The organism is Streptomyces sp. OZ13, assembly GCF_052068155.1.
GTDB lineage: Bacteria > Actinomycetota > Actinomycetes > Streptomycetales > Streptomycetaceae > Streptomyces.
Genome location: NZ_JBQHCZ010000017.1, coordinates 72,892 through 99,207, shown reverse-complemented (window position 1 = coordinate 99,207; position 26,316 = coordinate 72,892). Strand labels below are relative to the sequence as shown.

27 protein-coding genes are annotated in these 26,316 nt (G+C 71.8%); 12 read left to right on the top strand and 15 right to left on the bottom strand.

Annotated elements, in window-relative coordinates; translation table 11 throughout:
* Window positions 1-53: 53 nt before the first annotated feature.
* Window positions 54-740: a response regulator gene (locus tag ACTMTU_RS29825; RefSeq protein ID WP_189473501.1), complete on the bottom strand. Its 687-nt coding sequence runs from the start codon at window positions 738-740 to the stop codon at window positions 54-56.
* Between the two features lie 122 nt (window positions 741-862).
* Here ACTMTU_RS29825 and ACTMTU_RS29820 point away from each other — a divergent pair, with 122 nt between their 5' ends.
* From ACTMTU_RS29820 to ACTMTU_RS29810, 3 genes are read left to right on the top strand one after another with little or no spacing between them, the layout of a single operon-like run.
* Window positions 863-1,846, top strand: a complete 984-nt coding sequence (locus ACTMTU_RS29820; RefSeq protein ID WP_441266539.1) for a Bug family tripartite tricarboxylate transporter substrate binding protein — start codon at window positions 863-865, stop codon at window positions 1,844-1,846.
* Window positions 1,843-2,373, top strand: a complete 531-nt coding sequence (locus tag ACTMTU_RS29815) for a tripartite tricarboxylate transporter TctB family protein (protein WP_441266538.1) — start codon at window positions 1,843-1,845, stop codon at window positions 2,371-2,373. The genes ACTMTU_RS29820 and ACTMTU_RS29815 overlap by 4 nt, the downstream gene beginning before the upstream one ends.
* Window positions 2,373-3,866, top strand: coding sequence for a tripartite tricarboxylate transporter permease (locus ACTMTU_RS29810; RefSeq protein ID WP_441266537.1), 1,494 nt, complete (start codon window positions 2,373-2,375; stop codon window positions 3,864-3,866). The genes ACTMTU_RS29815 and ACTMTU_RS29810 overlap by 1 nt, the downstream gene beginning before the upstream one ends.
* 61 nt (window positions 3,867-3,927) lie before the next feature.
* On the opposite strand, the gene ACTMTU_RS29805 is transcribed toward ACTMTU_RS29810, so the two are convergent.
* Window positions 3,928-4,416, bottom strand: a complete 489-nt coding sequence (locus ACTMTU_RS29805; RefSeq protein WP_441266536.1) for a DUF402 domain-containing protein — start codon at window positions 4,414-4,416, stop codon at window positions 3,928-3,930.
* Window positions 4,397-5,317, bottom strand: coding sequence for a GNAT family N-acetyltransferase (locus ACTMTU_RS29800; RefSeq protein WP_441266535.1), 921 nt, complete (start codon window positions 5,315-5,317; stop codon window positions 4,397-4,399). Before ACTMTU_RS29800 ends, ACTMTU_RS29805 begins: the two co-directional genes overlap by 20 nt.
* A gap of 68 nt (window positions 5,318-5,385) precedes the next feature.
* Here ACTMTU_RS29800 and ACTMTU_RS29795 point away from each other — a divergent pair, with 68 nt between their 5' ends.
* On the top strand, window positions 5,386-5,766 hold the full coding sequence (locus tag ACTMTU_RS29795; protein ID WP_441266534.1) for a GntR family transcriptional regulator: 381 nt from the start codon (window positions 5,386-5,388) through the stop codon (window positions 5,764-5,766).
* Window positions 5,767-6,126: 360 nt separating this feature from the next.
* Here the strand turns inward: ACTMTU_RS29795 and ACTMTU_RS29790 are convergent, their stop codons facing one another.
* Complete coding sequence (locus tag ACTMTU_RS29790; RefSeq protein WP_441266533.1) at window positions 6,127-6,711, bottom strand: helix-turn-helix domain-containing protein; 585 nt, start codon at window positions 6,709-6,711, stop codon at window positions 6,127-6,129.
* A gap of 121 nt (window positions 6,712-6,832) precedes the next feature.
* On the opposite strand from ACTMTU_RS29790, the gene ACTMTU_RS29785 reads away from it, so the two are divergent.
* Genes ACTMTU_RS29785 through ACTMTU_RS29775 form a run of 3 tightly spaced genes read left to right on the top strand, consistent with a single transcriptional unit; the run spans window position 6,833 to window position 9,115 of the window.
* Window positions 6,833-7,669, top strand: coding sequence for an EamA family transporter (locus ACTMTU_RS29785; RefSeq protein WP_441266532.1), 837 nt, complete (start codon window positions 6,833-6,835; stop codon window positions 7,667-7,669).
* 47 nt (window positions 7,670-7,716) lie between these two features.
* Complete coding sequence (locus ACTMTU_RS29780; RefSeq protein WP_441266531.1) at window positions 7,717-8,364, top strand: FMN-binding negative transcriptional regulator; 648 nt, start codon at window positions 7,717-7,719, stop codon at window positions 8,362-8,364.
* Window positions 8,365-8,404: 40 nt separating this feature from the next.
* Window positions 8,405-9,115, top strand: a complete 711-nt coding sequence (locus ACTMTU_RS29775) for a B3/B4 domain-containing protein (RefSeq protein WP_441266530.1) — start codon at window positions 8,405-8,407, stop codon at window positions 9,113-9,115.
* A 49-nt stretch (window positions 9,116-9,164) separates the two neighbouring features.
* Here the strand turns inward: ACTMTU_RS29775 and ACTMTU_RS29770 are convergent, their stop codons facing one another.
* The 4 genes from ACTMTU_RS29770 to ACTMTU_RS29755 form a co-directional block, all read right to left on the bottom strand.
* Complete coding sequence (locus ACTMTU_RS29770) at window positions 9,165-10,259, bottom strand: DUF5925 domain-containing protein (RefSeq protein ID WP_441266529.1); 1,095 nt, start codon at window positions 10,257-10,259, stop codon at window positions 9,165-9,167.
* A 69-nt stretch (window positions 10,260-10,328) separates the two neighbouring features.
* A complete protein-coding gene (locus ACTMTU_RS29765) occupies window positions 10,329-11,126 on the bottom strand; it encodes a polysaccharide deacetylase family protein (protein WP_441266601.1) in 798 nt (265 codons plus the stop codon).
* A gap of 20 nt (window positions 11,127-11,146) precedes the next feature.
* On the bottom strand, window positions 11,147-12,160 hold the full coding sequence (locus ACTMTU_RS29760; RefSeq protein WP_441266528.1) for a glycosyltransferase family 2 protein: 1,014 nt from the start codon (window positions 12,158-12,160) through the stop codon (window positions 11,147-11,149).
* Entirely contained in the window at window positions 12,157-12,990 is an 834-nt protein-coding gene (locus ACTMTU_RS29755; RefSeq protein WP_441266527.1) for a glycosyltransferase family 2 protein, read from the bottom strand. Before ACTMTU_RS29755 ends, ACTMTU_RS29760 begins: the two co-directional genes overlap by 4 nt.
* Before the next feature lie 491 nt (window positions 12,991-13,481).
* Between ACTMTU_RS29755 and ACTMTU_RS29750 the strand changes: the two genes are divergently transcribed.
* The gene (locus ACTMTU_RS29750; RefSeq protein ID WP_441266526.1) at window positions 13,482-14,291 is read left to right on the top strand and encodes an SGNH/GDSL hydrolase family protein; all 810 of its coding nucleotides are present in this window, start codon (window positions 13,482-13,484) and stop codon (window positions 14,289-14,291) included.
* 94 nt (window positions 14,292-14,385) lie between these two features.
* Here ACTMTU_RS29750 and ACTMTU_RS29745 read toward each other — a convergent pair whose 3' ends face one another.
* Window positions 14,386-15,396 (bottom strand): serine/threonine-protein kinase, encoded by a 1,011-nt coding sequence (locus tag ACTMTU_RS29745; RefSeq protein ID WP_441266525.1) that lies wholly within the window; start codon window positions 15,394-15,396, stop codon window positions 14,386-14,388.
* A 284-nt stretch (window positions 15,397-15,680) separates the two neighbouring features.
* Between ACTMTU_RS29745 and ACTMTU_RS29740 the strand changes: the two genes are divergently transcribed.
* Window positions 15,681-15,944 (top strand): hypothetical protein, encoded by a 264-nt coding sequence (locus tag ACTMTU_RS29740; RefSeq protein WP_159693460.1) that lies wholly within the window; start codon window positions 15,681-15,683, stop codon window positions 15,942-15,944.
* 61 nt (window positions 15,945-16,005) lie between these two features.
* On the opposite strand, the gene ACTMTU_RS29735 is transcribed toward ACTMTU_RS29740, so the two are convergent.
* From ACTMTU_RS29735 to ACTMTU_RS29725, 3 genes are read right to left on the bottom strand one after another with little or no spacing between them, the layout of a single operon-like run.
* The gene (locus tag ACTMTU_RS29735) at window positions 16,006-17,214 is read right to left on the bottom strand and encodes a CaiB/BaiF CoA transferase family protein (RefSeq protein WP_441266524.1); all 1,209 of its coding nucleotides are present in this window, start codon (window positions 17,212-17,214) and stop codon (window positions 16,006-16,008) included.
* A gap of 59 nt (window positions 17,215-17,273) precedes the next feature.
* Window positions 17,274-18,050, bottom strand: coding sequence for an ABC transporter permease (locus ACTMTU_RS29730; protein WP_441266523.1), 777 nt, complete (start codon window positions 18,048-18,050; stop codon window positions 17,274-17,276).
* Window positions 18,047-18,991 carry an ATP-binding cassette domain-containing protein gene (locus ACTMTU_RS29725; RefSeq protein ID WP_441266522.1) on the bottom strand — a complete coding sequence of 315 codons (945 nt, stop codon included), beginning with the start codon at window positions 18,989-18,991 and terminating at the stop codon, window positions 18,047-18,049. The genes ACTMTU_RS29730 and ACTMTU_RS29725 overlap by 4 nt, the downstream gene beginning before the upstream one ends.
* 62 nt (window positions 18,992-19,053) lie before the next feature.
* Between ACTMTU_RS29725 and ACTMTU_RS29720 the strand changes: the two genes are divergently transcribed.
* A complete protein-coding gene (locus ACTMTU_RS29720; RefSeq protein ID WP_441266521.1) occupies window positions 19,054-19,758 on the top strand; it encodes a TetR/AcrR family transcriptional regulator C-terminal domain-containing protein in 705 nt (234 codons plus the stop codon).
* A gap of 99 nt (window positions 19,759-19,857) precedes the next feature.
* Here the strand turns inward: ACTMTU_RS29720 and ACTMTU_RS29715 are convergent, their stop codons facing one another.
* The 3 genes from ACTMTU_RS29715 to hmgA form a co-directional block, all read right to left on the bottom strand.
* Complete coding sequence (locus ACTMTU_RS29715; protein WP_441266600.1) at window positions 19,858-21,018, bottom strand: type ISP restriction/modification enzyme; 1,161 nt, start codon at window positions 21,016-21,018, stop codon at window positions 19,858-19,860.
* Between the two features lie 61 nt (window positions 21,019-21,079).
* Window positions 21,080-21,832 carry a GntR family transcriptional regulator gene (locus ACTMTU_RS29710; protein WP_441266520.1) on the bottom strand — a complete coding sequence of 251 codons (753 nt, stop codon included), beginning with the start codon at window positions 21,830-21,832 and terminating at the stop codon, window positions 21,080-21,082.
* A gap of 22 nt (window positions 21,833-21,854) precedes the next feature.
* Window positions 21,855-23,183, bottom strand: coding sequence for a homogentisate 1,2-dioxygenase (gene hmgA, locus ACTMTU_RS29705; protein WP_441266519.1), 1,329 nt, complete (start codon window positions 23,181-23,183; stop codon window positions 21,855-21,857).
* A gap of 94 nt (window positions 23,184-23,277) precedes the next feature.
* Between hmgA and ACTMTU_RS29700 the strand changes: the two genes are divergently transcribed.
* Window positions 23,278-23,919, top strand: a complete 642-nt coding sequence (locus ACTMTU_RS29700; protein ID WP_441266599.1) for a TetR family transcriptional regulator — start codon at window positions 23,278-23,280, stop codon at window positions 23,917-23,919.
* Window positions 23,920-24,020: 101 nt separating this feature from the next.
* Window positions 24,021-26,267, top strand: coding sequence for a molybdopterin oxidoreductase family protein (locus ACTMTU_RS29695; protein WP_441266518.1), 2,247 nt, complete (start codon window positions 24,021-24,023; stop codon window positions 26,265-26,267).
* The last annotated feature ends 49 nt before the right edge of the window (window positions 26,268-26,316 follow it).

Genomic DNA, 26,316 nt, shown 5'->3' with positions numbered 1-26,316 from the left:
CCCGCCGCGCCCGTGCCACCTGCCGCACCCGCGGCGCCCCCCGCGCCCCCGTGTCAGCCGACGCGGCGGTAGCGGCGCTCCGGGCGACCCGTGCCGCCGTAGCGGAGCGTCACCTCGGCCCGGCCCGTCTCGGCGAAGTACTCCAGGTACCGCCGTGCGCTCACCCGCGACAGGGAGCCCGCCGCCGCGCACTCGGAGGCAGAGAGATCGCCCGGGTGCTCCCGCAGGATGCGCTCCACCAGCTCCGCCGTGTGCGGGGCGAGGCCCTTGGGCAGTTCGCGGGAGCCGGGCGGGCGGGTGCCGAAGATCTGGTCCACGTCCTCCTGACGCGCCTCGTCCAGCCGGTCGAGGCGTGAGCGGAGCGCGGCCACATGCCGGAGCTGCTCGTGCAGCGCGGCCTGGTTGAAGGGCTTGATCAGGTAGTGCAGCGCGCCCGCACGCAGTGCGGAGCGGACCACCGCCGCGTCCCGTGCGGCCGTGATGAACAGGGCGTCGGCGCTGGGCCGGTCCGGATCACGCTCCTCCGCCGCCCGCAGCTCGCGCAGCACAGTGATCCCGTCCATGTCGGGCAGGTAGACGTCGAGCAGCACGAGGTCGGGCCGCAGCCGCTCCGCGGCGCGCAGCGCCTCGCCGCCGCTGTGGGCCACCCCGGCGACCGTGAAGCCCTCCGCCTGGGACACATAGCGGCTGTGCAGCTTCGCGACCATGAAGTCGTCGTCCACCACCAGCACCTTTGTCACGCCGACACGCTAAGCCGCGACCACAAGGACCACAACGTCCGTTGATTCCGGAAGAGAGACAGCTTCTTAACGCGCAGGCAACATGTGGGCCACTTCACACATCTACGACGAGAGGCGATCCCGTGCGACTGCGCACCCCCATTGCCCTGCTCGGGGCGGCACTGCTGGTGCTCGTGGGGCCGCCGCTGCTCACCTCGGGCAGCGGCGCAGAAACCGGTACCCAGATCCCCGGTCTGCGGTTCATGGTTCCCAACACCCCCGGTGGCGGCTACGACATCACCGCCCGCACGGCCGCCAAGAACGCCGAGGACGCAGGGCTCACCCACAACATCGAGGTCTTCAACCTGCCCGGCGCCGGCGGCACCGTCGGTCTGACCCGGCTCGTCGGCGAGCACGGCAACGGCAAGCTGGCCATGTCCATGGGCCTCGGCGTCGTCGGCGCCGTACACACCAACAAGTCGCCGAAGACCCTGGCCGACACCACACCGATAGCCCGGCTCACGGAGGAGCAGGACATCGTGGTGGTCGCCAAGGACTCCCCGTACAAGAACATCGGCCAGCTGATCGAGGCGTGGAAGAAGAATCCGGGCAAGCTTCCGGTCGGCGGCGGCTCGTCGCCCGGCGGGCCCGACCACCTCGCGCCCATGCTGATGGCGCAGGCCGCCGGGATCGCGCCCAAGTCCGTCAACTACATCCCCTTCGACGGCGGCGGTGAGCTGCTGGCCTCGATCCTCGGCAACAAGGTCGCCTTCGGGGTCTCCGGTGTCGGCGAGTACCTCGACCAGATCAAGTCGGGCGAGCTGCGGCTGCTGGCCGTGACCGGGCCGAAGCGTGTCCCCGGTCTGGACGCCCCCACCCTGCGTGAGGCCGGACTCGACACCGAATTCACCAACTGGCGCGGCATCGTGGCACCGCCCGGCCTCACCGACGGCGAGCGCGACAAGCTCGTCGGGCTGGTCACGAAGCTGCACGAATCCAAGCAGTGGCAGGACTCCATGAAGAAGAACGGCTGGGACGACGCCTTCCTCACCGGCGACAAGTTCGGCGACTTCCTCGACGAGCAGGACGAAAGCGTCGACCAGGTGCTGAAGGAGCTGGGGCTGTGAGCTCGACCAGGTCCACGACCAGAACCCCGGACAGGCGAGCCTGGCTCCGGGAACACTCCGAACTCGGTGTCGGCGCGCTGCTCCTCGTGATCGGCGTCCTCGTCCTCACCGACGCGCTCACCATGGACGTCGACATCGCCCAGCGCGGGCCCGTCGGACCCACGACCGTGCCGATCGCCGTCGGCATCGGCCTGCTGGCCGTCGCCGTCCTTCTCGCCGTCGACGTGCTGAGAGGCGGCCGGGGAGAGGCGGAGGGCGGAGAGGACATCGACCTCTCCGAGCCGAGCGACTGGCGGACCGTGCTGCTGCTCGCCGGTGTCTTCCTCGCGAACGCGGTCCTCATCGGGCCGCTCGGCTTCCCGGTCTCCGGGGCGCTGCTCTTCTGGGGCTCCGCCTACGCGCTCGGCAGCCGGCGCATCGACCGCGATCCGCTGATCGCGGCGGTCCTGTCCGTCGTCACCTACTTCGTCTTCAACAACCTGCTCGGCGTCCCGCTGCCCGGCGGCCCGCTGATGGGAGTGCTCTGATGGATTCCCTGAACTCCCTCCTCGACGGCTTCGGGACGGCGCTCACCCCGGTCAACCTGCTCTGGGCGGCGATAGGCGTCCTGCTCGGCACGGCCATCGGCGTGCTGCCCGGCATCGGCCCCGCCATGGCGGTCGCACTGCTGCTGCCGGTGACGTACGGGCTGGAGCCGACCGGCGCGTTCATCATGTTCGCCGGCATCTACTACGGCGCCATGTTCGGCGGCTCCACGACGTCGATCCTGCTCAACACGCCCGGAGAGAGCGCGGCGGTCGTCGCAGCGATCGAGGGCAACCCGATGGCCAAGGCCGGGCGCGGCGCGCAGGCGCTGGCGGCCGCGGCGGGCGGCCACTTCGCGGGCGGCCTGATCGGCACCATCCTGCTGGTCGCCCTCGCCCCGACCGTCGCCGCGCTCGCTGTCGACATCGGCGCGCCCGACTACTTCGCCATCATGGTGCTGGCGTTCATCGCGGTCACCTCGGTCCTCGGCTCGTCGAGGATCCGCGGCCTCGCCTCGCTGCTCATCGGTCTCACCCTCGGCCTCGTCGGCCTCGACCAGATGACCGGTCAGCAGCGCCTCACCTTCGGCTCCCTCCAGCTCGCCGACGGCATCGACGTCGTCATCGTCGCGGTCGGTCTCTTCGCCATCGGCGAGGCCCTCTGGGTCGCCGCCCATCTGCGGCGCAACAGCGGTGACGCGATCCCGGTCGGCAGGCCGTGGCTGGCGAAGTCCGATGTGAAGCGCACCTGGAAGCCGTGGCTGCGCGGGCCCGTCATCGGCTTCCCGTTCGGCGCGATCCCGGCCGGCGGTGCGGAGATCCCCACCTTCCTGTCGTACGTCACGGAGAAGCGGCTCTCCAAGCACAAGGACGAGTTCGGCAAGGGCGCCATAGAGGGCGTGGCCGGGCCGGAGTCCGCGGCCTCCGCCTCCGCGGCGGGCACGCTCGTCTCCATGCTGACGCTCGGCCTGCCCACGACGGCCGTGGCGGCGGTCATGCTGGCCGCCTTCCAGCAGTACGGCATCCAGCCCGGACCGCTGCTCTTCGAACGCGAACCGGACCTGGTGTGGGGCCTGATCGCCTCGTTGTTCGTCGGCATGGTGCTGCTGCTCGCGCTGAACCTGCCGCTCGCGCCGCTCTGGGCGAAGTTGCTGCGCATCCCGCGCCCGTACCTCTACGCCGGCATCCTGTTCTTCGCGGCGGTGGGCGCGTACGCGGTCGGCGGCGAGGCCATCGACCTGGTGATCCTGCTGATCATCGGTCTCATCGGCTTCGGAATGCGCCGCTACGGTCTTCCCGTGCTGCCCGCCGTCATCGGTGTGATCCTCGGCCCGGCGGCCGAGCAGCAGCTGCGGCGCGCGCTGCAGATCAGCGACGGCAGCGCCGTCGGGCTGGTCAACACACCGTTCTCGGTGACCGTCTACGCCGTGATCGTGGTGCTGCTCGCCTGGCCGTGGCTGAAGAAGCTGATCGTCAAGAACCGGTCGGCCGCCTAGAAGCGAAGCCGACATGAAGAAGTGAGGGGCGGGCCACGGTCGTGGCCCGCCCCTCACCGTGTCACCGGTCCAGCAACTGCGTGAAACTGCCCGCCCGGGCCCGCTGTTCCAGCTCGTCCAGGGCCCGTACGGCTTCGGCCGCGGCCTTCGGGTCACGTTCGCGGAGACCGCTCTCCTCGAACTCGTCCTCGTCCAGCCGGAGGATCTCCTTGCCGTCCGCCGACACCCACAGGTCCAGATCCAGGTCCTCGACGCTCAGCCCGCCGGCCTCTTCGAGCTCTGCGGGCCGTGTGATGTCGCAGTACCAGCCCTTGAGCACGCCGTCGTCCCTGCGGACCTCTTTCACCGAGTACCAGCGGTCCCGCCAGTAGTGCTCGGTGAACACATCGCCGGGCTCGAAGCGTACGAAACCGAAGTCACGCACCCCGGGAGCCGCCCACAGGGCGCGGACCGTGACATGTGTGCCGTCGTCGGAGAGCAGGTCCGCCGGATAGCGGATCTTCGTCACCCCCGCCTTGATCAGCCGTACCTCAATCGAGGGTGCGGACATGGCGGACCTCCGAGGCGCAGATCTCGTACCCGAACCACTTGTTGATCGCGAGCATGGGGCCGTTGTCGCCGTCGTTGCTCGTGAACGCGTCGGTGTAGCCCGCCGCACGGGCCCGGCGCAGCGAGTCGGTCTTGGCGAGCTTGGCGTACCCCTTGCCGCGGTGGGCACGCATCGTGCCCGTCATGCCGGACAGATAGCGGGTGCCGCCGTCCGTCATGGCGGCCGTGTACGCGGCGACCTCGCCGTCGACCATCACCACGGAGCTGAGCCGCCGGTCGAGCAGCGGTTGGTTCCAGGTGTGGCTCAGCCAGTCCTCGTAGTCACGGAAATCGGTGGGGATGTCGCTCGGTTCGTCCGACGTGGCCTCCGCGTCCGCCTCGAACATCGGCCGCGGGTCCGCCTCGAAGTCGGCGGCGGTCCGCAGCTCCACGCCCGGGGGCGGCGCGGGCAGTTCCGGGAGCGGCCCGTTCGCCAGATCGAGGCGCTGGAAGTGCGCCGAACGGGTCGGCCGGTAGCCGCGCTTCTCGGCGAACGCGAGGTTCCGCGGCTCCTTCAGCACCCACGCGTACACCTTCGCCGCCCCCTCCGCCCCGAGATGGTCCTCCGCGACGCGCAGCAGCAGCCCACCCGCGCCGTGGCCCTGGTGGTCGGGGTGGACGTGCGGGGTGACGAATCCCTGCCCGGGCTCCGCCGCGTCGTACGCGATGCCGACATGGGCGGTGCCGATCAGCTCCCCGTCCTTCTCGGCGACCAACAGCCGGTACTTCTTCGCCGGGTTGGCGTTCTCGACCTCGAAGAGGAGCGACTCGGGGGTCATCACCTCGAACGGCAGCGACGCGCGGCGTACCCGCGTCACGGCTTCGGCGTCCTCAGGGCGGAAATCACGGACGATCACAGTCATGGGCAGGCACGGTACGCGCCGACGGGCACGATCGCCCGGGAATTTCCGGGCGGTGCGAGAATCGGCCGGTGACCTTGAACATCACCATCGACGCCGACGCGCCGGACGCGCCCTACGAGCAACTGCGCGCGCAGATCTCCGAACAGGCGCGTTCGGGCGTGCTGCCCGTCGGCCACCGGCTGCCGACCGTCCGCGGCCTCGCGGAGGAGCTCGGGCTCGCTGCCAACACCGTGGCGAAGGCGTACCGGGCGCTGGAGGGGGACGGCGTCATCGAGACGCGCGGCCGCAACGGCACGTTCGTCGCGGCGGCGGGTGACGCGGCGGAGCGGCGGGCGGCGGCGGCCGCGACGCAGTACGCGGCCGAGGCACGCCGTCTCGGCCTGAGCCGGGCGGCGGCGGTCGAGGCGGTGGAGACGGCGCTGCGGGTGGCGTACGACGCGGAGGCATGACGGGGCCCCGCCGCGGGCGGGCGGCGCCTGCGGCGGGCTTGTTCCCCAACCGTCCCCCTACGACCTGGCGGCCGTGGCGGGACCCCCACTACCCGAACCAGGGCAAGCCCCGGGCCCCGTACGGCCTTCGGCCGTGCCCTCAATCGCCGGGCGGGCTGGAAATGCCGCTGCGCGGCATCCAGCCCGCGGGCGGAGGAGAATTCAGCCCCGCTGGGGTCCCTCCCACGCCCGCCCGGGCGTAGGAGGAGTTCGAGGCGCGGGGGTGCGGGGGCCCAGCCCCGAAACACGCGCGGTGCCGGGTCCGGGCCGCAGCCCGGATTTGTGACCGGGTCCCGCCTCATGGGCGGGGCGAGGTGCGCCTCAGGTTCCCGACGCCGGGCCCGGCGGGAGGTGGACGGTCATGATCAGGTGGCAGGTTTCGGTGCCGGAGCCGCGGTAGGTGTGGGGGGCGTCGCCGTCGAAGGCGGCGGTCTGGCCGGATTCAACGGTGTGCTCGGTGCCGTCGACCACCAGGATCATCCGGCCGGCGGTGACGCTGACGGTTTCCACGACTCCGGCCTGGTGGGGATGGCTGGGGTATTCCTCGCCCGGTTCCAGCCGCCAGCGCCAGACCTCGACCGGGGCAGGGCCCGAGGTCGTCAGCATGAGCCGGGCCTCACTGCCCTGCGCTCCGGTCCACAGCGGCGCGACGGCGTCGGCGGTCACGACGCGGACGCGTCCTTCGGGTGACCCTTCCATCAGGGCGGACACGGAGACGCCGAGTGTGTCGGCCAGCCGTACCAGGGTGCCGAAGTTGGGGTTTCCCTGAGCCTTCTCCAGGCCCACCAGCGCACCTTTGCTGACCTGGGCGCGTCGGCTGAGCTCGTCGAGGGAGAGCCCCGCGCGGTTGCGGGCCGTCCTGACGTTGTGCGCGAGCGTCCGCAGGGCGGCGGCCGTCTCGGCCATCCGATCACCATCCTCGAGTCCGGTCACTGCAATGCGCCGCACGGTCATTCGGTTGACATCGGGCGGTCGTTCCGTTGTACGGTTCAGTCGTTCCGTTGAAATAGTAAGGGATGTACGTACCGTGATCGCTCTGCTGCTGGCTCTGGGCAGCTCCCTCGCCTACGGATGCGCCGACTTCCTCGGCGGTCTCGGCGCCCGTAAGGCTCATGTGCTGCGCACCGTGATGATCGCGGCACCGGCCAGCCTTGTGGTCGAACTGCTGCTGTGGCCGGTGCTCGGCGCCTCGTTCAGCCCCGGCGCCCTCGCCTGGGGCGCCGCGTCCGGTGTCGCCTCGGCCGCCGCGTTCGCCCTGCTCTACCGCACCCTGGCGATCGGCCCGATGAATGTGCTCTCGCCCGTGACCGCGCTGGTGTCCGCCGTGCTGCCCGTCGGTGTGGGCCTGATGCAGGGCGAGCACCTGGCGACAGCCGGACTGGTGGGCCTGCCGCTCGCGCTGGTGGCGGTCGTGCTGGTCAGCGCGGGACACGGCGCCGGGACGGCACGTCCCTCCCGTACCGCGCTGCTGCTGGCCTTCGGCGCGGGCGCCGCGATCGCCCTTCAGCTGATCTTCCTGCACCAGGCGCCGTCCGACAGCGGAGTGGCGCCGTTGATCGTCGGCCGGGCGGTCGCCTCGGCCGTCACCCTGACCGCGGCCGGCCTGATGTACCGCAGGCTGGGCTCCGAGCGGCCCGCCTACGCCCTGTCGGCGACAGCCGGCGTGCTGGACTCGGTGGCGAACCTGCTGTTCCTCCTCGCCGCCCGCAGCGGGGACCTCGCCGTCGTCGCCGTGATCACCGCCCTCTACCCGGCCGGCACCGTCCTGCTCGCCCGCAGCGTGCTCGCCGAACGCATCCACCGCGGCCAGCTCGTCGGCCTGGGCGCCGCCGCCGTCGCCGTCAGCCTCCTCGCCCTGACCTGATCGGCCCGCAGCCCTCCCGACAGCACCGACCACGTACGGAGAGAAGCATGTTCATCCAGCCCTGGGACGCCGGCCTGGACGAAGCCGAATGGCAGACCTGGATCGCCGAAGGCCACGACTTCGGACAGCTCACCGTCAACGGCCTGCCCGGTCACCCGCCCGTCGCCGTCCCCACCCACTTCACCAGCGAGACCGGCCATCTCCTGGTCCACCTCGCCCGGCCCAACCCGGTCTGGAAGGCGATCGAGAACGACCCCGGTGTCCTGTTCACCGTCTTCGGCGACTACGCCTTCATCCCCGGCCCCTGGCGCGCGAAGACCGGCACCCCGCCCACCGACGGCGTCCCCACCAGCTACTACACGGCCGTCCAGTTCACCTGCCGCGCGCACATCGTCGACGACCCCGAGGCCAAGGCCGAGCTGCTCCGCCGCCAGCTCGCCCACTTCCAGCCCGACGGCGACCACGCACCCGTCGCCGTCGACCAGCCGCCCTACGGCCGGATGCTGCCCGGGATCCGCGGCCTGCGCCTTGAAGTCACGGACGTACGGGCCAAGTTCAAGTACGACGACCACAAGCCCGTCGAGCACCGCACCGCCGTCGCCGGCCACCTCACCGAACGCGGCCAGGGCCTCGACGCCCCCACCGCGCGCCAGCAGCGCCGCCGCCTGGGCCGCATCGGCCCCTGGCAGCCATGACCATCGAGCCCGTAGGTGCACACGAAAGGGAGAATCCGCCGTGCCCGCCTTCCGTATCGCCCCAGCCGTCGCCGACGCCTTCCCCGACACCCTCATCGCCCTGGTCACCGCCACCGGCCTGCACGGCCACGAACCCTGGCCCCGCACCACCGCCGCCGTGGAAGAACTCGAGCAGCTGCTTGCCGACGGCACCTGGCATCCCGCCGACGAGAGCGACCCCCGCATCGAGGCCTGGCACACCGCCTACCGCTCCTTCGGCACCAACCCCCGCCGTATCCGCCCCAGCGTCGACGCCCTCGGCCGCCGCCTCGCGAAGAAGGGCACCTTGCCACGCATCAACCCGGCCGTCGACTCTTACAACGCCGTCTCCGTCCGCCACGCTCTGCCCGCCGGCGCCTTCGACCTCGACCACGTCACCGGCGACGTCGACATCCGCCACGCGGACGGCACCGAGTCGTTCACCCCCCTCGGCGAACCCGGCACCGTCGAGCACCCCAAGCCCGGCGAGATCGTCTACACGGACGCCACCGGCGTCCTGACCAGGCACTGGAACCACCGCGACGCCCACCGCACCCGCGTCACCGAGAGCTCCACACACGTCGCCTTCGTCCTCGAAACCCTCCACACAACCCGCGACGGCCACCTCCTCAAGGCCGCCGCGGAGGAACTGCGGAACCTGCTCACGCCGCACGCCGAGCAGGCCACCGTGCACTACATCAGCGCGGCACAACCCCGAGCCACCACCACCTGAGGCGTCGCGCCGACGCCGAGGCGTGACGTCGCCACGGAGATCATCACCCTCAGAGGTAAAGTCCCGCGTCCGGGCCCGGCGTCTGGGAGGGGACCGACGCCGGCGTCGTCCCGCGCCGGAGCGCGTACAGCTCCGCAAGCGTGGCGCCCTCCCGGTTCACGCCCTTCTCCGTGCCGAGCCAGGCCACCGACTCCCCGCGGGTCAGCGGGCCGACCTCGATGCGGGCCAGGCAGCGGCCCGGGCGGACGACCGCCGGGTGGAGACGTTCGAGGTCCTCGTTGGTGGTGACGCCCACCAGGACGTTGCGGCCCTGGCCGAGCAGACCGTCCGTCAGGTTGAGCAGGCGGGACAGGGCCTGGCCCGCCGTGTGCCGTGCCTCGCCGCGGATCAGCTCGTCGCAGTCCTCCAGCAGGAGCAGCCGCCAGCGTCCCTTCGAGGTGCCCTCGTCCTCGCCGATCGCGATGTCCATCAGATAGCCGACGTCGTTGAACAGCCGCTCCGGGTCCAGGACGCAGTCGACCTGGCACCAGTCGCGCCAGGAGCGGGCCAGGGTCCGCAGCGCGGACGTCTTGCCCGTGCCGGGCGGGCCGTGGAGCAGCAGCAGCCGGCCCGCGATGTCGTCGGGGGTGACCTTCATCAGCCGGTCCATCGCGTCGGCGACGGGCGCGGTGTAGTTGGCCCGGACCTCTTCCCATGTGCCGGCCGCGATCTGCCGTGTCGTGCGGTGCGGGCCCCGCCGCGGCGAGACGTACCAGAAACCCATGGTCACGTTCTCCGGCTGCGGCTCCGGCTCGTCGGCCACGCCGTCGGTGGCCTCCTTGAGGGTCTTCTCCGCGAGGTCGGCGCTGACGGCGGTGACGGTGACGTCCGCGCCGCGGTTCCAGCGGGAGACCAGCAGCGTCCAGCCGTCGCCCTCGGCGAGCGTGGAGCTGCGGTCGTCGTCGCGCGCCGAGCGCAGCACCGTCGCCCCGGACGGCAGCATCGTCGCGCCGGGCTTGACGCGGTCGATCGAGGAGCTGAACGAGTACGGCTGCTCGCCCGTCGCGAAGCGACCGAGGAACAGCGCGTCGATGACGTCAGAGGGTGAATCACTGTCGTCGACGTTGAGCCGGATCGGCAGCGCGTCCTGAGGGTTGGCAGACATGGCGCCCATGATCCGGCACGGCCCCTGCCGCCGCACCGTGTTTTGCCCGGTGCGGCGGCACGGACCGGTTCAGCGGCGCGCCGTGGCGGAGGGCGTGAACGCGTTCAGGTGCGCGGCGGCCCGGCGGGCCCGGCGCACGACGGCGTAGCCCTTGGTGAAGGCCCGGTCCTTCGCGAAGTTCCTGACGAGGTCCCGCCCTTCGACGAGCCGTTCGAACTCCGTCGGCCCGGTGCTGCGCCGTACGGTCAGCCGCCGCAGCGCGTACGGCCCCTGGCGCCGCGCCGCGAGGGCGTTGCCGACGGCGAGGGACTGGGAGAATCCCGCGGCGCGGACGGTGCCGCGCACCCGCCGGTCGGAGTAGCCGTAGGGGTAGGCGAAAGAGACCGGCGCGGTTCCCAACTCCTGGGCGATGACGTCCCGGCAGTGGGCCGTCTCGTGGGCGAGACGTTCCCCTTCGAGCTGGTCGAGCTGGGGGTGGGTGTGGGAGTGGCCGCCGATCTCCGTCCCCGCCGCGGCCAGTTCACGCACCTGGTCCCAGTCGAGCATCGTGTCCGGTGCGCCTCCCTCGTCGTGTTCTCCCCGCAGCCACCCGGTGGACACGAACACGGTGGCCGCGAAGCCGTGTGCGGCGAGAACGGGGAGGGCGTGCCGGTGCACCCCCTCGTATCCGTCGTCGAACGTGATCAGCACGGGCCGGTCGGGCAGCGGCCGGCGTCCGTCCGATCGCCAGGCGTCGCCGAGTTCGGCGGTCGTGACGGGGGTGAACCCGCGTTCCGCCAGCATCCGCATCTGCTGTGCGAAGGCCCTCGGCGCGACCGAGAGACCGTGGGCCGCGGGAGCGGGCCGCTCCCCGACGGCGTGGTACATCAGGATGGGTACCGGCTCGTTCACCGCGCGGCCTCCCACGGCGCCGTGCTCGCGATCGGCCCCGAGGAGAACGCCGCGGCGCCCCTGCGCGCCCGTACGCCGCCGACCACGTACCCGGCCGCGGCCGCCGCGACTCCCGCGACGATCGCGCCCGCCCGGCCCGCGCCGCCCCGCCGGCCGAGGGCCGCGTCACGCAGCCCTCGGGCGACGCCGGCCGGCAGGACCCGGGTGGTGTAACGGCGTTCCGACTCGAGCCCTTTGCCCGCCCCGACGCTGCGGGCGACGAGCGCCTTGGACAGGCCCTCCGCGTAGCTGCGGCTGCCGAAGTAGCCGAACCGCTCACGCGCGGCGGGGACCCGGTGGTGGATGACCGCGCGGTCGTCGATCAGCAGCACCGCGTCCGGCAGCGCCCGGGTGAGCCTGATGCACAGTTCGGTCTCCTCGCATCCCAGAGGCCGCCGGTCGCCGTCCCGCCCGATGCCGGTGGCGAAGCCGCCGCAGGCGTCGAACGCGGCGCGCCGGAAGGAGGCGTTGCCGCCGAGGACGTTGCGGACCCTGACCTTCCCGGGCGGCAGGCCCCGGTAGGTGCAGCCGACGACCCAGTCGAACTCCTCCGGGAACCACACGGGTCTGCGGCCGGAGGCCCACGCGGGCAGGGTGCGCCCGCCGACGGCCATGACATGCTCGTCGTCGTAGCCCTCGGCGAAGTACCGCAGCCAGTCCCGTTCGGCCACGGCGTCGTCGTCGAGGAAGGCGACGAAGTGGCCGAGGGCCGCGGCGATCCCGGTGTTGCGGCCGGAGGACAGGCCACGGGGGCCCGCGTTGGCGAGCACCCGCACCTCCCGTTGCCCTGCGTACCGGTCGTGAAGCCGCCCGAGCAGCGCCGGGTTGTGGTCGACGACGAGCAGCGTCTCGAGGGCCGGCAGCGTCTGCCGTCCGACCGAGGCGACCGCCGCGAGGATGTCCTCCCAGCGGTCCTCGGTGTACGCGCAGATCACCACGGAGAAGTCGCGGCCCCCGGCACCGGGGCTCAAGACACCTCTCCCCGGACGGTCGTGACGCCGATGGCCGCCGGCCGGCGGCGCGCGGCGCGCCGTACGCCCTTCTCCTGGAGGATCACCTTCAGGACCCGCAGTCCGTCCCGCACGGCCCGCAGGTTGCTGACGCCGTGGATGCGGAGGTACTCGTGGCTCGGGACTTCCTGGACCCGCAGCCCGGCCTTGACCACGCGGATGTTCATCAGGGTCTCGATCTCGAAGCCGGTGCAGTCCAGGGCGATCTCGTCGAGGCAGTGCCTCCAAAAGGCGTTGTAGCCGTAGCACAGGTCGGTGTAGCGGGCGCCGAACTTGGCGTTGACGACCGCGCACAGGACCCGGTTGCCCAGCCGGCGCACCCGGGTCATGTCGTCCGTGCCGCCGCCGTTGGCGAAGCGGGAGCCCTTGGCGAAGTCGGCACCGGAGACCAGGGCGGAGACATAGGAGACGATCTCCTGCCCGTCGGCGGAGCCGTCGGCGTCGACCATCACGATGATGTCGCCGGTGCAGGCGGCGAATCCGCTGATGAGGGCGTCGCCCTTGCCTTTGCCGCGCTGCTGGACGACCTTGACCCCGGGCCACAGGTCGCGGGCCACCTCGACGGTGCCGTCGGTGGAGTTCCCGTCGACGAGCACCACTTCGTGGATCCAGTCGGGCAGCGTCTTGAAGACGTACGGAAGGTTCTCCGCTTCGTTCATCGCGGGAATCACCACGCTCACGGGCGGGGTGATGGCCAGGTGCGACGAGATGGGCCGGTATCTGGCCGACGGGCGGGCGAGTTCGTTCACCGGATCTTGCCCCGGGGCCGCCGGGTGCAGGACTGAGCTCATGGCCTTCGTTCCCTCTCTCCACCGGTGGACCGCCCTCCCCAGGGCGGTCCGGATGAGTGTCCGGTTCGAAAGGGGGGTGTTCTGCTCATCGGCCCATGGCGAAGCGCCGCTCCGTGCTGGGTCGGTCGAGCCGGCATCACTGGCCGCGCGGTCCACGGCCCGTCATGAACGCGAGCGTGGAACCGGCACGGCACCCCCCTGCCGTAACACCCGCCCGGAGTCCATCGCGGTGCCGTTGCCCTCCCCTGAGCCGCTTGCGTGATGGACCGGTGCGGGTGGATGTACGACGGTATTGATGATTGGGACTGTATGACAAGACCGCGTCAGAGAGGCCTGTTTTCGTCTTTTTTGACGGTGAATCAACCACCAGGTGCCGTACCGTCCCAACCGCACCACTGACTCGTCAGTAACATTTTTGGCATGGACACTTCCGGTGAACTCTGTCCCCTGGTACGAAAGTTGAGGCAGAGATCCTGCTATAGGGAGGTTCCATGAAACTGTCCCGAGCCGCGGCATTCTCATCCTCACTCCTCCTCGGTGCCGTCCTCGCTCTCACCGGAGCAGGTCAGGCGCAGGCCGACTCGACCGCCCAGTCCCTGGACTACGTGGCCCTCGGCGACTCCTACTCCTCCGGCGTGGGAGCCGGCAGCTACGACAGCGCGAGCGGCAACTGCAAGCGCAGCACCCGGGCCTTCCCCAAGCTCTGGGCCAACGCGAACTCACCCTCGTCGTTCGCCTTCACGGCTTGCTCGGGCGCCCGTACGGGTGATGTCACGGCGAGTCAGCTCGGTCCCCTCAACTCGTCCACCGATCTCGTCTCCATCACCGTCGGCGGCAATGACGCGGGCTTCGCCGACGTCATGACCACGTGCGTCCTGCAGTCCGAGTCCACCTGCCTGAACCGCATCGCACAGGCGAAGGCGTACGTCGACTCGACACTGCCGGGAAGGCTCGACCAGGTGTACTCGGCGATCAGTGCCAAAGCCCCGGCGGCGCGGGTCGTCGTCCTCGGCTATCCCCGTTTCTACAAGCTGGGCGGCAGCTGTATCGCCGGCCTCAGCGAGAACGAGCGGGCCGCCATCAACGGCGCCGCCGACCACCTCAACACGGCGATCGCCAAGCGCGCGGCCGACCACGGCTACGGCTTCGCAAGCGTCGTGGGGACGTTCACCGGCCATGAGATCTGCTCCGGTTCCGCCTGGCTGCACAGCGTCAACTGGCTGAACATCGGAGAGTCGTACCACCCGACCGCGGCCGGCCAGTCCGGCGGCTACCTGCCGGCGTTCAATTCCAACGCCTGACCGCTTTCCGGCCCTCCGTCAGCAACCGGTTCACGGCAGGCCCGTGGCTTCCCCCGCGGGCCTGCCGTGTTCCTCCCGGACAGGCGCCACGGTCTCAAGCGCCCCCGGCCACCAGCCAGACGAGGGCGACGGCGAAGAGCAGCAGCAGCGCCACCCCCACGGCCAGGACCGTCGTGGCCCGTTTCGAGCCGTCGCTCTGCGGCTCGGTCACGGCGGTCACTGCCGGGGGCCGTCCGGGGGCCGGCTCCGCCTCCGGCCCGGACCGCGGCACGGACTCCTCTGTGGCCGAGGGTGTGGCCGCCGACACCGGCACATCCGTACGCGCACCACCGCCCGCGCTCGCCAGGCGCAACCGGTGCTCGGCCTCCGCCGCGTCGAGCCGCTCCGCCGGATTGCGGTGCAGCAGTTCCGTGACGACCGCGCCCAGGGTGTCCGCCCTGCCCGCCTCGGCCTGCTCGCCGCGGCCGTGGTCCGTGCCGAACGCGGACCGCCCATCCGTCGCCGCGTGCAGCATCGCCCCGAGTGACCACAGGTCGGACTCCGGGCCCGGGTCGCGGCCCGCCAGCACCTCCGGGGCACCGAAACCGGGGGAGTCGCGGGCCGTCAGCGCACCGAAGCCGGTGACCATCACCCGGCCGTCGTTGGCGATCAGCACGTTCGACGGCCGCACGTCCAGGTGCAGCACACCCGCGGCGTGCGCCGCCCGCAGGGCCGCCAGTACCTCCGCCCCGATATGGGCGGCGCGGCGCGGTGGCAGCGGCCCCTCCGCGTCGAGCACGTCGGAGAGGGACAGCCCGCGCACCAGTTCCATCACGATCCACGGCCGGCCGTCCTCCGCCGCCACGTCATGGACGGCGACCACATTGCGGTGCGAGACCCGGCCGGCGGCGCGGGCCGCGTTCTCCAGGTGCTCGTACAGATCCCGGACGTCCCCGGCTCCGAGCGAGGCCGGAGGCCTGACCTCCCTGACCGCGACCTGGCGGCCGAGGACCTCGTCGCGGGCCAGCCACACGACTCCCGTGGCGTCCTCGTCCAGCGGGCTGAGCAGGTGGTAGCGGCCGGCGACCAGTCGTACCGCTCCCGGCGTTTCCGGCACGTCGCTCATGGTGGGCCCCCTGTCCGCGACCTGGAGCCGCAAGCCGGTGGAAATCACTTCAAGCTAACTCAACTCCAGGCGTTTCAAGAGTCGTTGATTGGTCATCAGTACGAAGGAAGACCGGAAGTCGCGGACGCGCTGTCCAACTCGCCCTGGAATCAGCCGCATTCGGAGAGTAATTGTCAACCCGCGTACGGGTGTGGTGAATCATGCGGGCGGGATACACGGGTGTCCCGGCGGGGAGATAGGGTTAACCTGCCCGGGCCGGGTGCCTCGTACGGGTGGGGAGTGACATGGAACAGATAACAGTGCGCAGCAGGCCGCGTGTGCCTGCCATCACATGCGGAAGCGGTGCGACGAGTTCGCGTCTCGACCGGCACCTCTCGGTGCTCGGCGGACCGGCCGTCCCGCAGGTCGAGGCGGCGGAGGCGACGCTGCTGATGCGTGAACTGACCTCGCGCGACGTGACGCGCAGCCGCAGGAGCAAGAGTGCGCGCGTGTCGCTCTTCGCACCGTTGCGCAGGCTCCGCCGTTCACTGTTCGGCAGCCGCGGCTGACCCGACCCCCGGCCGAACCACCCACGGCTCCCACGCGTCGGGACGAGCGCGCCCACCCCGCTCAGGCGACCACACCGTCCCGGCGCAACAGCGCTGCCGCCTCATCCGTCATCCCCAGGCCCCGCAGCAGCGCGTCCGTGTGCTCACCCAGACCGGGAATCGCCCCCATCCGAGCCGGTTCCCCGCCCGGCAGTGTGATCGGGGGCAGCATCGCCTTCAACGGCCCCGCCGGTGAGGCGATTTCGCGCCACCGGTCCCGTGCCGCGAGCTGAGGATGGGCGGCCACGTCCGCCATGCTGTTCAGCCGTGCGCAGGCGATCCCCGCCGCCTCCAGCCGCGCCACCGCGTCCGCCGTGTCCAGCCCCGCCAGGGCCTTGGCCACCGCCGCGTCCGTCCGCTCACGGTTCGCCGTGCGTGCCCGGTTGGTCGCGAAGTCGGGATCGAGGGCCAGTTCGGGCCGGCCCAGGACCTGTTCGGCGAGCCGCCGCCACTCGCGGTCGTTCTGCACCGACAGCAGCACCTGACCGCCGTCGGCGGTCGCATAGGCGTCGTACGGGGAGATGACGGCGTGCGCGAGTCCCGTACGGGCCGGCGGCTCGCCCCCGTGCATCCCGTGGTGCAGCGGGTGCCCCATCCACTCGGCGAGCGCCTCCAGCATGGAGATCTCCACGACGCCGCCGCGGCCGGTCGTCCCCCTGCGCAACAGGGCGGCGAGCACCCCGGAGAACGCGTACATGGCCGCCGCGATGTCGGCCGCCGGAACGCCCGCCTTCACGGGCTCCTCCGCCGTCCCGGTCACCGACACCAGCCCCGCCTCGCACTGCACGAGCATGTCGTAGGCACGCTTGTGCGCGTACGGGCCGCCGGAGCCGTAGCCGGAGATGTCGACGGCGACGAGCCTCGGATGCGCCTCGCACAGCGCGGCGGCGTCCAGTCCGAGCCGGGCCGCCGCGCCCTGCGCGAGGTTCTGCACGAACACATCGGCGCCGGCGACCAGCCGGTGCACGATGTCGAGGCCGCGCGGATCCTTCAGATCCACCGCGATGGACTCCTTGCCCCGGTTGCACCACACGAAGTGCGAGGCGAGACCTCGGGCCGCGGTGTCGTAACCGCGGGCGAAGTCCCCGCCGTCCGGCCGCTCCACCTTGATCACCCGGGCGCCGAGGTCGGCGAGCTGGCGGGTCGCGAAGGGGGCGGAGACGGCCTGCTCGACGGCGACGACGGTGATGCCGTCGAGGGGAAGGGGCAGGGGCGGCGGCTGTGGGCTCATGACAGCCGTGCATATCGTGTAGGTGGCACCTTTGTCACCACCACCGGGCCCGGGCGCGGTCAGGACCGGGCGTAGCGCCGCACCGCGAGCGGCACGCAGACCGCCAGCAGCAACAGTGACCAGCACACCGCTCCGGCCACCGGATGGGCCACCGGCCAGGCCGCGTCCGCCGCCGGGGAAGCGTTGCCGAAGAGGTCCCGCACCGCGGCGGTGACCGCGGAGACGGGGTTCCACTCGGCGACCGTGCGCAGTGCGCCAGGCAGCCCGTCGGTCGGCAGATACGCGTTCGACAGCAGCGGCAGCATGAAGGTCGCGCCACCCAGCTGCCCCGCCGCCTCCTCGCTGCGCGAGGCGAGGCCGAGGAGGATGCCGGCCCAGGTCGAGGCGAAGCGGAAGAGCAGCAGGATCCCGAATCCGCCCAGGGCCTCGAGGGCGCTGCCCTCGATCCGCCAGCCCATCACGAGGCCGACGAGCAGGAGCGGCACCAGGCCGGCCGCCGCGATCACGAGATCCGCGGCCGCCTGGCCGAACGGGACCGCGCCGCGGCTCATGGGCAGGGAGCGGAAGCGGTCCATGACGCCGCGGTGGGAGTCCTGGGCGGCGGTGAACATCCCGGTCATGATGCCGTTCGCGGCGGTCGCCACGAGCATGCCCGGGACCAGGAAGGCCCGGTAGTCGGCGCCCGGCATGGCCATCGCGCTGCCGAAGACGTAGCCGAAGAAGAGCAGGAAGACGATCGGCATGGTCTGCGTCATGACGGGGATCGCGGGGGCGTGCTTCATGCGCAGCAGGTGGCGGCCGAGGACGGCCGTGCTGTCGAGGACGACGGTGCTCATGCGACGGGCTCCTTCACGGGTCGGCCGGTGAGGCGCAGGAACACCTCGTCCAGGGTGGGCGGGCGCAGCCCGGCGTCCAGGACCGCGACCCCCGCCGCGTCGAGCTCCCGTACGAGCCGGGGCAGGGTGAGCGTCGGGTCGGTGGTGACGGCCCCGGCGGACCGGCGCTCCACGTCCACGACCGGCTCCGCGCCGGTCAGCTGATCGAGGACGGCCGCCGCGGCCGGCAACGCGGTCCGGTCGAGGACGACCACCTCCGCGTAGTTGCCGATGAGCCCCTTGAGTTCGGCGGGGGTGCCGTTGTGGGTGGCGCGGCCACCGTCGATCAGTACGACGTCGTCGGCGAGCCGGTCGGCCTCCTCGAGGTACTGGGTGGTCAGCAGCACGGTCGTGCCCTCTTCGGTCAGTCGCCGCACCGCGTCCCAGATCTCGTTCCGGCTGTGCGGGTCGAGACCGGTGGTCGGCTCGTCCAGGAACAGCACCTCGGGGCGCGTGATCAGCCCGGCCGCCAGGTCGAGCCGGCGGCGCATGCCGCCCGAGTAGGTACGGGCCGGGCGGCCGGCGGCCTCGGTCAGACCGAACCGCTCCAGCAGCTCGGCGGCCCGGGTGCGGGGGGCGCGCAGCAGCCGGGCGAACAGTCGCAGGTTCTCCGCGCCCGTCAGGTCGCCGTCGACCGAGGCGTACTGCCCGACGACGCCGATGCGGCGGCGTACGGCGGCGGGATCACGCCGCAGGTCCTGCCCGGCGACCGTGGCGCTGCCCCCGTCGGGCCTGGTCAGTGTGGCCAGGATGCGTACGGCGGTCGTCTTCCCGGCGCCGTTGGGGCCGAGCACCGCGCAGACCGTGCCCCGGGCGACGGCCAGATCGAGGCCGCGGAGGGCGCGGACGTCGCCGAACCGCTTCTCCAGACCCTCACTAAGTACAGCGTACGTAGTTGTCATGGGTCGACCGTACCTCACTACGTACGCTGTACGTAACTAGGATGTGAGGGAGGTGATGATCCATGGCGGGCCGAGCGGCCGAACCGGAAGTGATCTGGGCGCGCCCCGAGCGCACGGGCAGAGGTCCGAAACCGGCGTACAGCCGGAGCGACATCGCGGCGGCCGCCGTGCGCATCGCGGACGAGGAGGGCATCGACGCCCTCTCCATGCGCAAGGTCGCGGCGCTGTTGGGCTGCGGCACGATGTCGCTGTACAACTACGTGCCCCGCAAGGAGGACCTGTACGAGCTGATGGTCGACGCGGTCAGCGGCGAGTACGAGCTCGGGGAGCCGTCGGACGACTGGCGCGCGGAGATGCTCGCCCTCGCGCACCAGGCGCGGGCCATGATGCTCCGCCATCCATGGCTCGCCCGGGTGATGTCACCGCTGTACGGCTTCAGCCCCAACGTGCTGCGCTACCTGGAGTGGTGCCTGCGCGCGCTGGAGGGCCTGGACGCGCCGTACGGCACGAAGTTCGAGCTGATCGCGATGGTCAACGGCACGGTGATGACGACGGTCGCGACCGAACTCGCGATGGCCGAACGCGCCAGGTCCCTCCCGTGGTCGCCGGAGCAGGAACAGGCGGCACGCCGCGCGTATCTGGCGGGTCAGGTGGCGGGCGGGGACTACCCACGGCTGGCGGCGGCGCTGGGGGAGGCGGCGGAGCCGGGGGACGCGGAGGAGACGTTCGAGCGGGTGCTGAGGCGGGTGATCGACGCGTTCGCCTGACGGCGTGCGGGGCGCGTGCGTGGTGGCATGGCGCCTGCGGCGGGCTGTACCCCACCCCGGAAGCGGTCCGGGGGCGGAGCCCCTCGGAACACGGACGCCTCACAGGAGGGCGAACTGCCCCTCCGGGCCCTCCTCCTGGTGGTCGAGGACCGACGCCGGGCGGCGGGTCGCCGGCGGTGGGGGCAGGACGCCCGACGCGTGCAGTTCCGTGGCGGAGATCAGGGGGCCGGTGGACGTCAGCGCGGCCCGCCGCGGGGCCAGTTCCGCCAGCAGTGCCAGGACCGTGACCAGTTCCAGCAGCTCGGAGGTCCACTCCTGCGGCCAGGTCGCCGGGCGCAGTGCCTCCAGCGTGCCCGCCTCGCCTGTCGACGTGCGCCGGTCGAACCAGAGCTCCAGCACCCGGACCCCGCCCACCTCGAAGTCCCATGCCGTGCGCGGGACGGGGGAGATGCGGCCGGTGCCGCCGAGGAGCAGGGCCTCGTCCTCGGGGGCGTAGTCGATCGAGTCCGGCCGGGCCGGCAGCGCGGCGCGGACGTAGGGCCGGCGGCCGCCGGGGAGCCGGGGGCGGTCGCCGCCCCGCGCGCCGCGCAGCATGACGCGGATCATCTCCTGGCCGAGTGCCACCCCGGTGGACCAGACGCCGGCGTCCGCCGTCAGGGGCACCACGCATCCGGCGGGGGAGGGCGCCGCGGCCGCGACCGTCCAGGCGGCCAGGTCCTCGGCGTCGACGGGCTGCCCGTACCGCTCGGCCAGCAGGCCGGTGAGTCCGGGTGTGATGTTGGGTTCGTGTCCGCCGGGCCGCCGGTACAGAGGACGGATGCGGCCGGGACGCCCGGCGGGCGAACGGCCGTCCGGGAGCAGGGCGGTGACCGTGAGCGCGGGTCCGGCGGCCTTCGGCACGTATCCCTGTTCGACGACGAACAGCTGCCGCTCGTCCCGTACCCGCCACAACTCGGGCCGGGCGACGTCGATCAGCCGGTGGTCGGGGATCAGCCACTGTTCGTCGAAGGCTCCGTGCAGCACCCGCACGGGTTCCGGGCAGCGGCCGGTCTCGCGCGCCATGCGTCCCGTACCGGTCGGCTGACCCGGCAGCTGGGCCACCGTGCCGTGCGTGCCCCGGGCCCTGGAGACCCGGAACAGTGTCTCGCGGGTGCCGTCCTCCGCCCGTACGAGGGCGTCCCAGCGGGCCCGCAGGGACGCGGCGTCCGGCGCCATCACCCAGTCCCTGCCCAGCCGCAGCGGCGCCACGGACCAGGGCATGAGGTCGTCGAGCAGCGGCACGTCCTCGGTGAGAGCAGTCACCGTCGCATGCTAGTCAGGCTCAGTCCGCGGCATCCACGGTGACCGAGAAGGAGAACCGGTCCCCGCGGTAGCGGATGCGGGCCACGTCCACGACCCGGCCGGTGTCGTCGTAGGTCACACCGGTGTAGTGCAGGATCGGGCTCAGCAGGGGCACCCGCAGCAGTTCCGCGGTCCGCGGGTCGGCGAGCCGGGCCTCCACCGTGTCGGTGATCCGGCTGATACGGACACCGAGGGCGTCCCGCAGCACCTTGGTCATCGGCCAGCGTTCCAGGTCGGCGACGTCCAGCCCGGCGGCGACATCGGGATGCAGGGCGTTCTCCGCCCAGTTGGTGGGCTCGCCGCTGTCGCCGTCGCAGCGCAGCCTCCGGTACACCACGACCTCGGCTGCCCCGGGGAAGTGCTCGGTGAGCTCGACCGGCACCGGCTCCGGGCCGTGGCCGAGGACCGTGGTGCGTTCGCCGGACTGCTGGGCGACGATCGCGTCGATCGAGCCCAGCAGCCGCCGGGGCGCGCCGCGGCGTGCCCCCGGTTCGATGAAGGTGCCGCGCCGGCGGTGCCGGCTGATCAGACCCTCCTCCTCCAGCTCCTTGAGTGCCTGACGCATGGTCAGGACGCTCACTCCGTAATGCTGGGCGAGCTGTTCCTCTGTGGGCAGCCGCAGCGACGCCTCGGGCGTTCGGCCCAGTATCGAGGCGCGCAGGGACTGCGAGACCTGGTACCACAGCGGCAGCTTGCGGTTCAGGACCAGCGAGTCGGGGGCGAAGGAGGTCACGGCATCTCCGTACTACGACGAACTACGACCTGAAGTGGCGCTGAAGACCCTGCCACACGTCGTCGTACCCCATCTGCAGATGGTCGGCGTTCGCCGCCTGAGCGGTGGCGGTCACCGGCCAGCGGGTCTCGAACATGAAGGCAAGGCCGTCGTCGATCTTCTGCGGCTTCAGCTCGGCCGCGCTCGCCCGGTCGAAGGTCTCCCGGTCGGGGCCGTGCGCCGACATCATGTTGTGCAGCGAGCCGCCGCCGGGCACGAAACCTTCGGCCTTCGCGTCGTACGCACCCTCGATCAGGCCCATGTACTCGCTCATCACGTTGCGGTGGAAGTACGGCGGGCGGAAGGTGTCCTCGCCGACCAGCCAGCGCGGTGCGAAGACGACGAAGTCGACACCGGCGAGCCCCGGGGTGTCGGAGGGCGAGGTCAGCACCGTGAAGATCGACGGGTCGGGGTGGTCGTACGAGATCGTCCCGATGACGTTGAAGCGGCGCAGGTCGTAGACGTACGGGACATGGGTGCCGTGCCAGGCGACCACGTCGAGCGGGGAGTGGTCGTAGGTCGCCGCCCACAGGTTCCCGCAGAACTTGTTGACCACCTCGACCGGCTGCTCGACGTCCTCGTAGGCGGCGACGGGGGCCAGGAAGTCGCGGGCGTTGGCCAGGCCGTTGGCGCCGATCGGACCGAGCTCGGGAAGCTCGAAGGGCTGCCCGTAGTTCTCGCAGACGTACCCGCGGGCGGTGGCGTCCAGCAGCTCGACCCGGAAGCGGACGCCGCGGGGGACGAGGGCGACCTCCCCGGGCCGGGCGGGCAGCAGCCCGAACTCGGTCACGAGCAGCAGCCCGCCGTGCTCGGGGACGATCAGCAGTTCGCCGTCCGCGTTGCTGAACACGCGGTCGGTCATGGACGTATTGGCGTGGTAGAGGTGCACGGCCATGCCGGTGCGCTGCGTCACGTCGCCGTTGCCGCCGAGCGTCCACAGCCCGGCCAGCCAGTCGGTGCCGGTGGCCGGCTCGGGAAGCGGGTTCCAGCGCAGCCGGTTCGGGTCGGGCACGGTCTCGGTGAACGGGGCGGTACGGACGTGGCCGTTGTCGACGCGGACGAAGGGAGGGTGTGCGGCAGAGGGGCGGATGCGGTACAGCCACGAGCGGCGGTTGTGCGCCCGGGGCTCGGTGAAGGCCGAGCCGCTGAGCTGTTCCGCGTAGAGGCCGAGGGGGGCGCGCTGGGGGGAGTTGCGCCCGTGCGGAAGTGCGCCGGGCTCCGCCTCCGAGCTGTGCTCGTTGCCGAAGCCGGGGGAGAACGACGCCTCCGTCAGCCCCTCGACAATCTTCCGCGCCTGTCCGGTGCCACTCATCGCCCGCTCCTGGTGCTGAAGGATTTCTCAATCCATTCCTATGGACAACCGTAGGATTGCACCTCGGCCCCGTCAACGGCAACGGACCGGCATGATGGGCCGCGTGTCCCAGCCACCACTGCGCCGCCGTCCGGTCCAGCGGCGAAGCGCCGACCGGCTCGCCCGCATCCTCGACGCGTGCGCCGCACTGCTGGACGAAAGCGGCTACGAGCAGCTGTCGACCCGGGCGGTCGCGGTGCGGGCGGGAGTGCCCATCGGATCCGTCTACCGCTTCTTCGGCAACAAGCGCGCGCTGGTCGTCGCGCTCGGCCACCGCAATCTCGACGCCTACGCCGACCACGTCTCCCGGCGGCTCGTCGCATCCTCCGGTGAGGACTGGGGCGCCGCGATCGATGTGATGCTCGACGAGTACCTGGCGATGAAGCGCACCTGCCCCGGCTTCACCCTCGTCGACTTCGGGGCCCAGCTGCCGGTCGGCGCGCCGGTGGACGGCGTGCACCACGAGGTCGCCGACCGGCTCGGCGAACTGCTGGCCTCTCACCTTGGGCGCGAGTCCGACGCGGAGCTGCGCAGGGCGGTGCTGGTGTGCGTGGAGGCGGCGGACGCGCTGCTGCAACTGGCGTTCCGGTCGAGGGCCGGCGGTGACGAGGCGATCATCGCGGAGACCCGACGGCTGCTCCACGCCTATCTCTCCGACGTCCTGGACGCCCCCGGGCGGCGTGAAAACCGGGCGTGAAAGACCCTCCCGCACATGCATACCGGTCGGTATGCTCAAGTTCGGCATCCATGCCGCCGCCGTCCACGCCGTCGCCGCCCACGCCCGTCCGGGGAGGACCCGTGTCCCGCACCGCTCCAGCCGAATCCACCGCCGCCGCCCCGGGGGAGCCCACCCGCACCGCACTGCGGGTCTGCCCGCTGTGCGAAGCGACCTGCGGGCTGACCCTCACCATCGAGGGCAGCCGCGTCACCCGCGCCCGCGGAGACCGCGACGACATCTTCAGCCGTGGCTTCATCTGCCCGAAGGGCGCCTCCTTCGGGGAGCTCGACGCCGACCCGGACCGGCTGCGCACACCCCTGATCCGGGAGAACGGCGAACTGCGCGCCGCCACCTGGCAGGAAGCCTTCGACCTGATCGCCGCGCGGATCAGGCCGCTGATCGAGGAGCACGGACCGAACGCCGTCGGAGTCGTCCTCGGCAACCCGAACGTCCACACCATGGCCGGCGCCCTCTACCCGCCCGTCCTGCTCTCCGCCCTGGGCACCCGCAACGTCTACTCCGCGTCGACGCTCGACCAGATGCCCAAACACGTCTCCAGCGGACTGCTCTTCGGCAGCGCCACGGCCATCCCCGTGCCCGACCTGGACCGCACCGACCACCTGCTGCTGCTCGGCGCCAACCCGCTGGAGTCCAACGGCAGCCTCTGCACCGCGCCCGACTTCCCCGGCAAGCTCAAGGCCCTCCGCCGCCGCGGCGGGACCCTGACCGTCGTCGACCCGCGCCGCACCCGCACCGCCCAGCTCGCCGACCGGCACGTCGCGATCCGGCCCGGCACCGACGCGCTGCTGCTCGCCGCCCTCACCCAGGTGCTGTTCGAAGAAGGACTCACCGACCTCGGCGCACTCGCCGCCCATGTCGAGGGGGTGGCCGAAGTGGAGGCCGCCGTGAAGGACTTCACACCTGAGGCCGTGGCGGCGGCCTGCGACATGGACGCCGAGGAGATCCGCACGATGGCCCGCGAGCTCGCGGGCGCCCCCACCGCGGCCGTCTACGGGCGCATCGGCAGCTGCACCGTCGAACACGGCACGCTCGCCAGCTGGCTCGTCGACGTCCTCAACGTGCTGACCGGCAACCTCGACAGGCCAGGCGGCGCCCTCTTCCCACTGTCCGCCACCGAACGCGCTCCGCGGCCGGCCGCCCCCGGCAAGGGGTTCTCCCTCGGCCGCTGGAGGAGCCGGGTGAGCGGCCACCCGGAGGCCAAGGGCGAACTGCCCGTCGCCGCCCTCGCGGAGGAGATCGAGACCCCGGGCGACGGACAGATCCGCGCCCTGATCGTGATCGCGGCCAATCCGGTGCTCTCCGCCCCCGACGGCGACCGCCTCGACCGGGCCCTGGCCGGCCTCGGCCTGATGGTGAGCGTCGACCCCTATCTCAACGAGACCTCACGCCACGCCGACGTGGTGCTGCCCCCGCCGCCGCCCTCCCGGAGCGCGCACTTCGACTTCGCCTTCAACGCCTTCGCCGTCAGCAACCAGGCCCGCTTCAGCCCCGCCGCCGTACCGCTGGAGGAGGGGCTGATGGACGAGTGCGAGATCCACGCGCGCCTGATCCTCGCCGTCTCCGGCATGCACGGCGCGGAGCCGTCAGCCGTCGACGACATGGTCATCAACAGCACCCTCGCCAAGGCGGTCGCGGACCCCGCGTCCCCGGTGCACGGCCGCGCGGCGGAGGATGTCGCCGCCGAACTCACCGGACGCACCGGCCCCGAGCGCCGTCTCGACATGATGCTGCGCCTCGGCCCGTACGACCTGACCCTCGACATGCTGCTGGAGGCTCCGCACGGCGTCGACCTCGGCACCCTGCGGCCCCGCATCCCGCAGATCCTCAAGACCCGCAGCGGACGCGTCGAGCTGCTGCCCGGCCCCGTCGCCGACGATCTGCCCAGGCTGCGCGCCGCCCTCGCGGCCCGGCCGGAGGGCCTCGTGCTGGTCGGCCGCCGCCATCTGCGTTCCAACAACAGCTGGCTGCACAACGTGCCCGCGCTGAACGGCGGTTCCAACCGGTGCACCCTGCACATGCACCCCGACGACGCGGCCCGGCTCGGACTCGAGGACGGAGCGACGGTGAGCGTCACCGGCGACGGAGGCGTCGTGTCGGCCCCCGTCGAGATCACGGACACGGTGCGCCCCGGTGTCGTCAGCCTGCCGCACGGCTGGGGCCACGACCGTCCCGGCATCCGCATGTCGGTGGCCGCCGGCCGTCCAGGAGTCAACGTCAACCAGCTGCTCGACGGCTCCCGGCTGGACCCCCTGTCGGGCACCGCGGTGCTCAACGCCATCCCGGTGGATGTAGCGCCAAGCCGATGACCTGGGGTTTTGCTCGTATTGCTCACGGGTCAACGTCTTGTTAACGGCA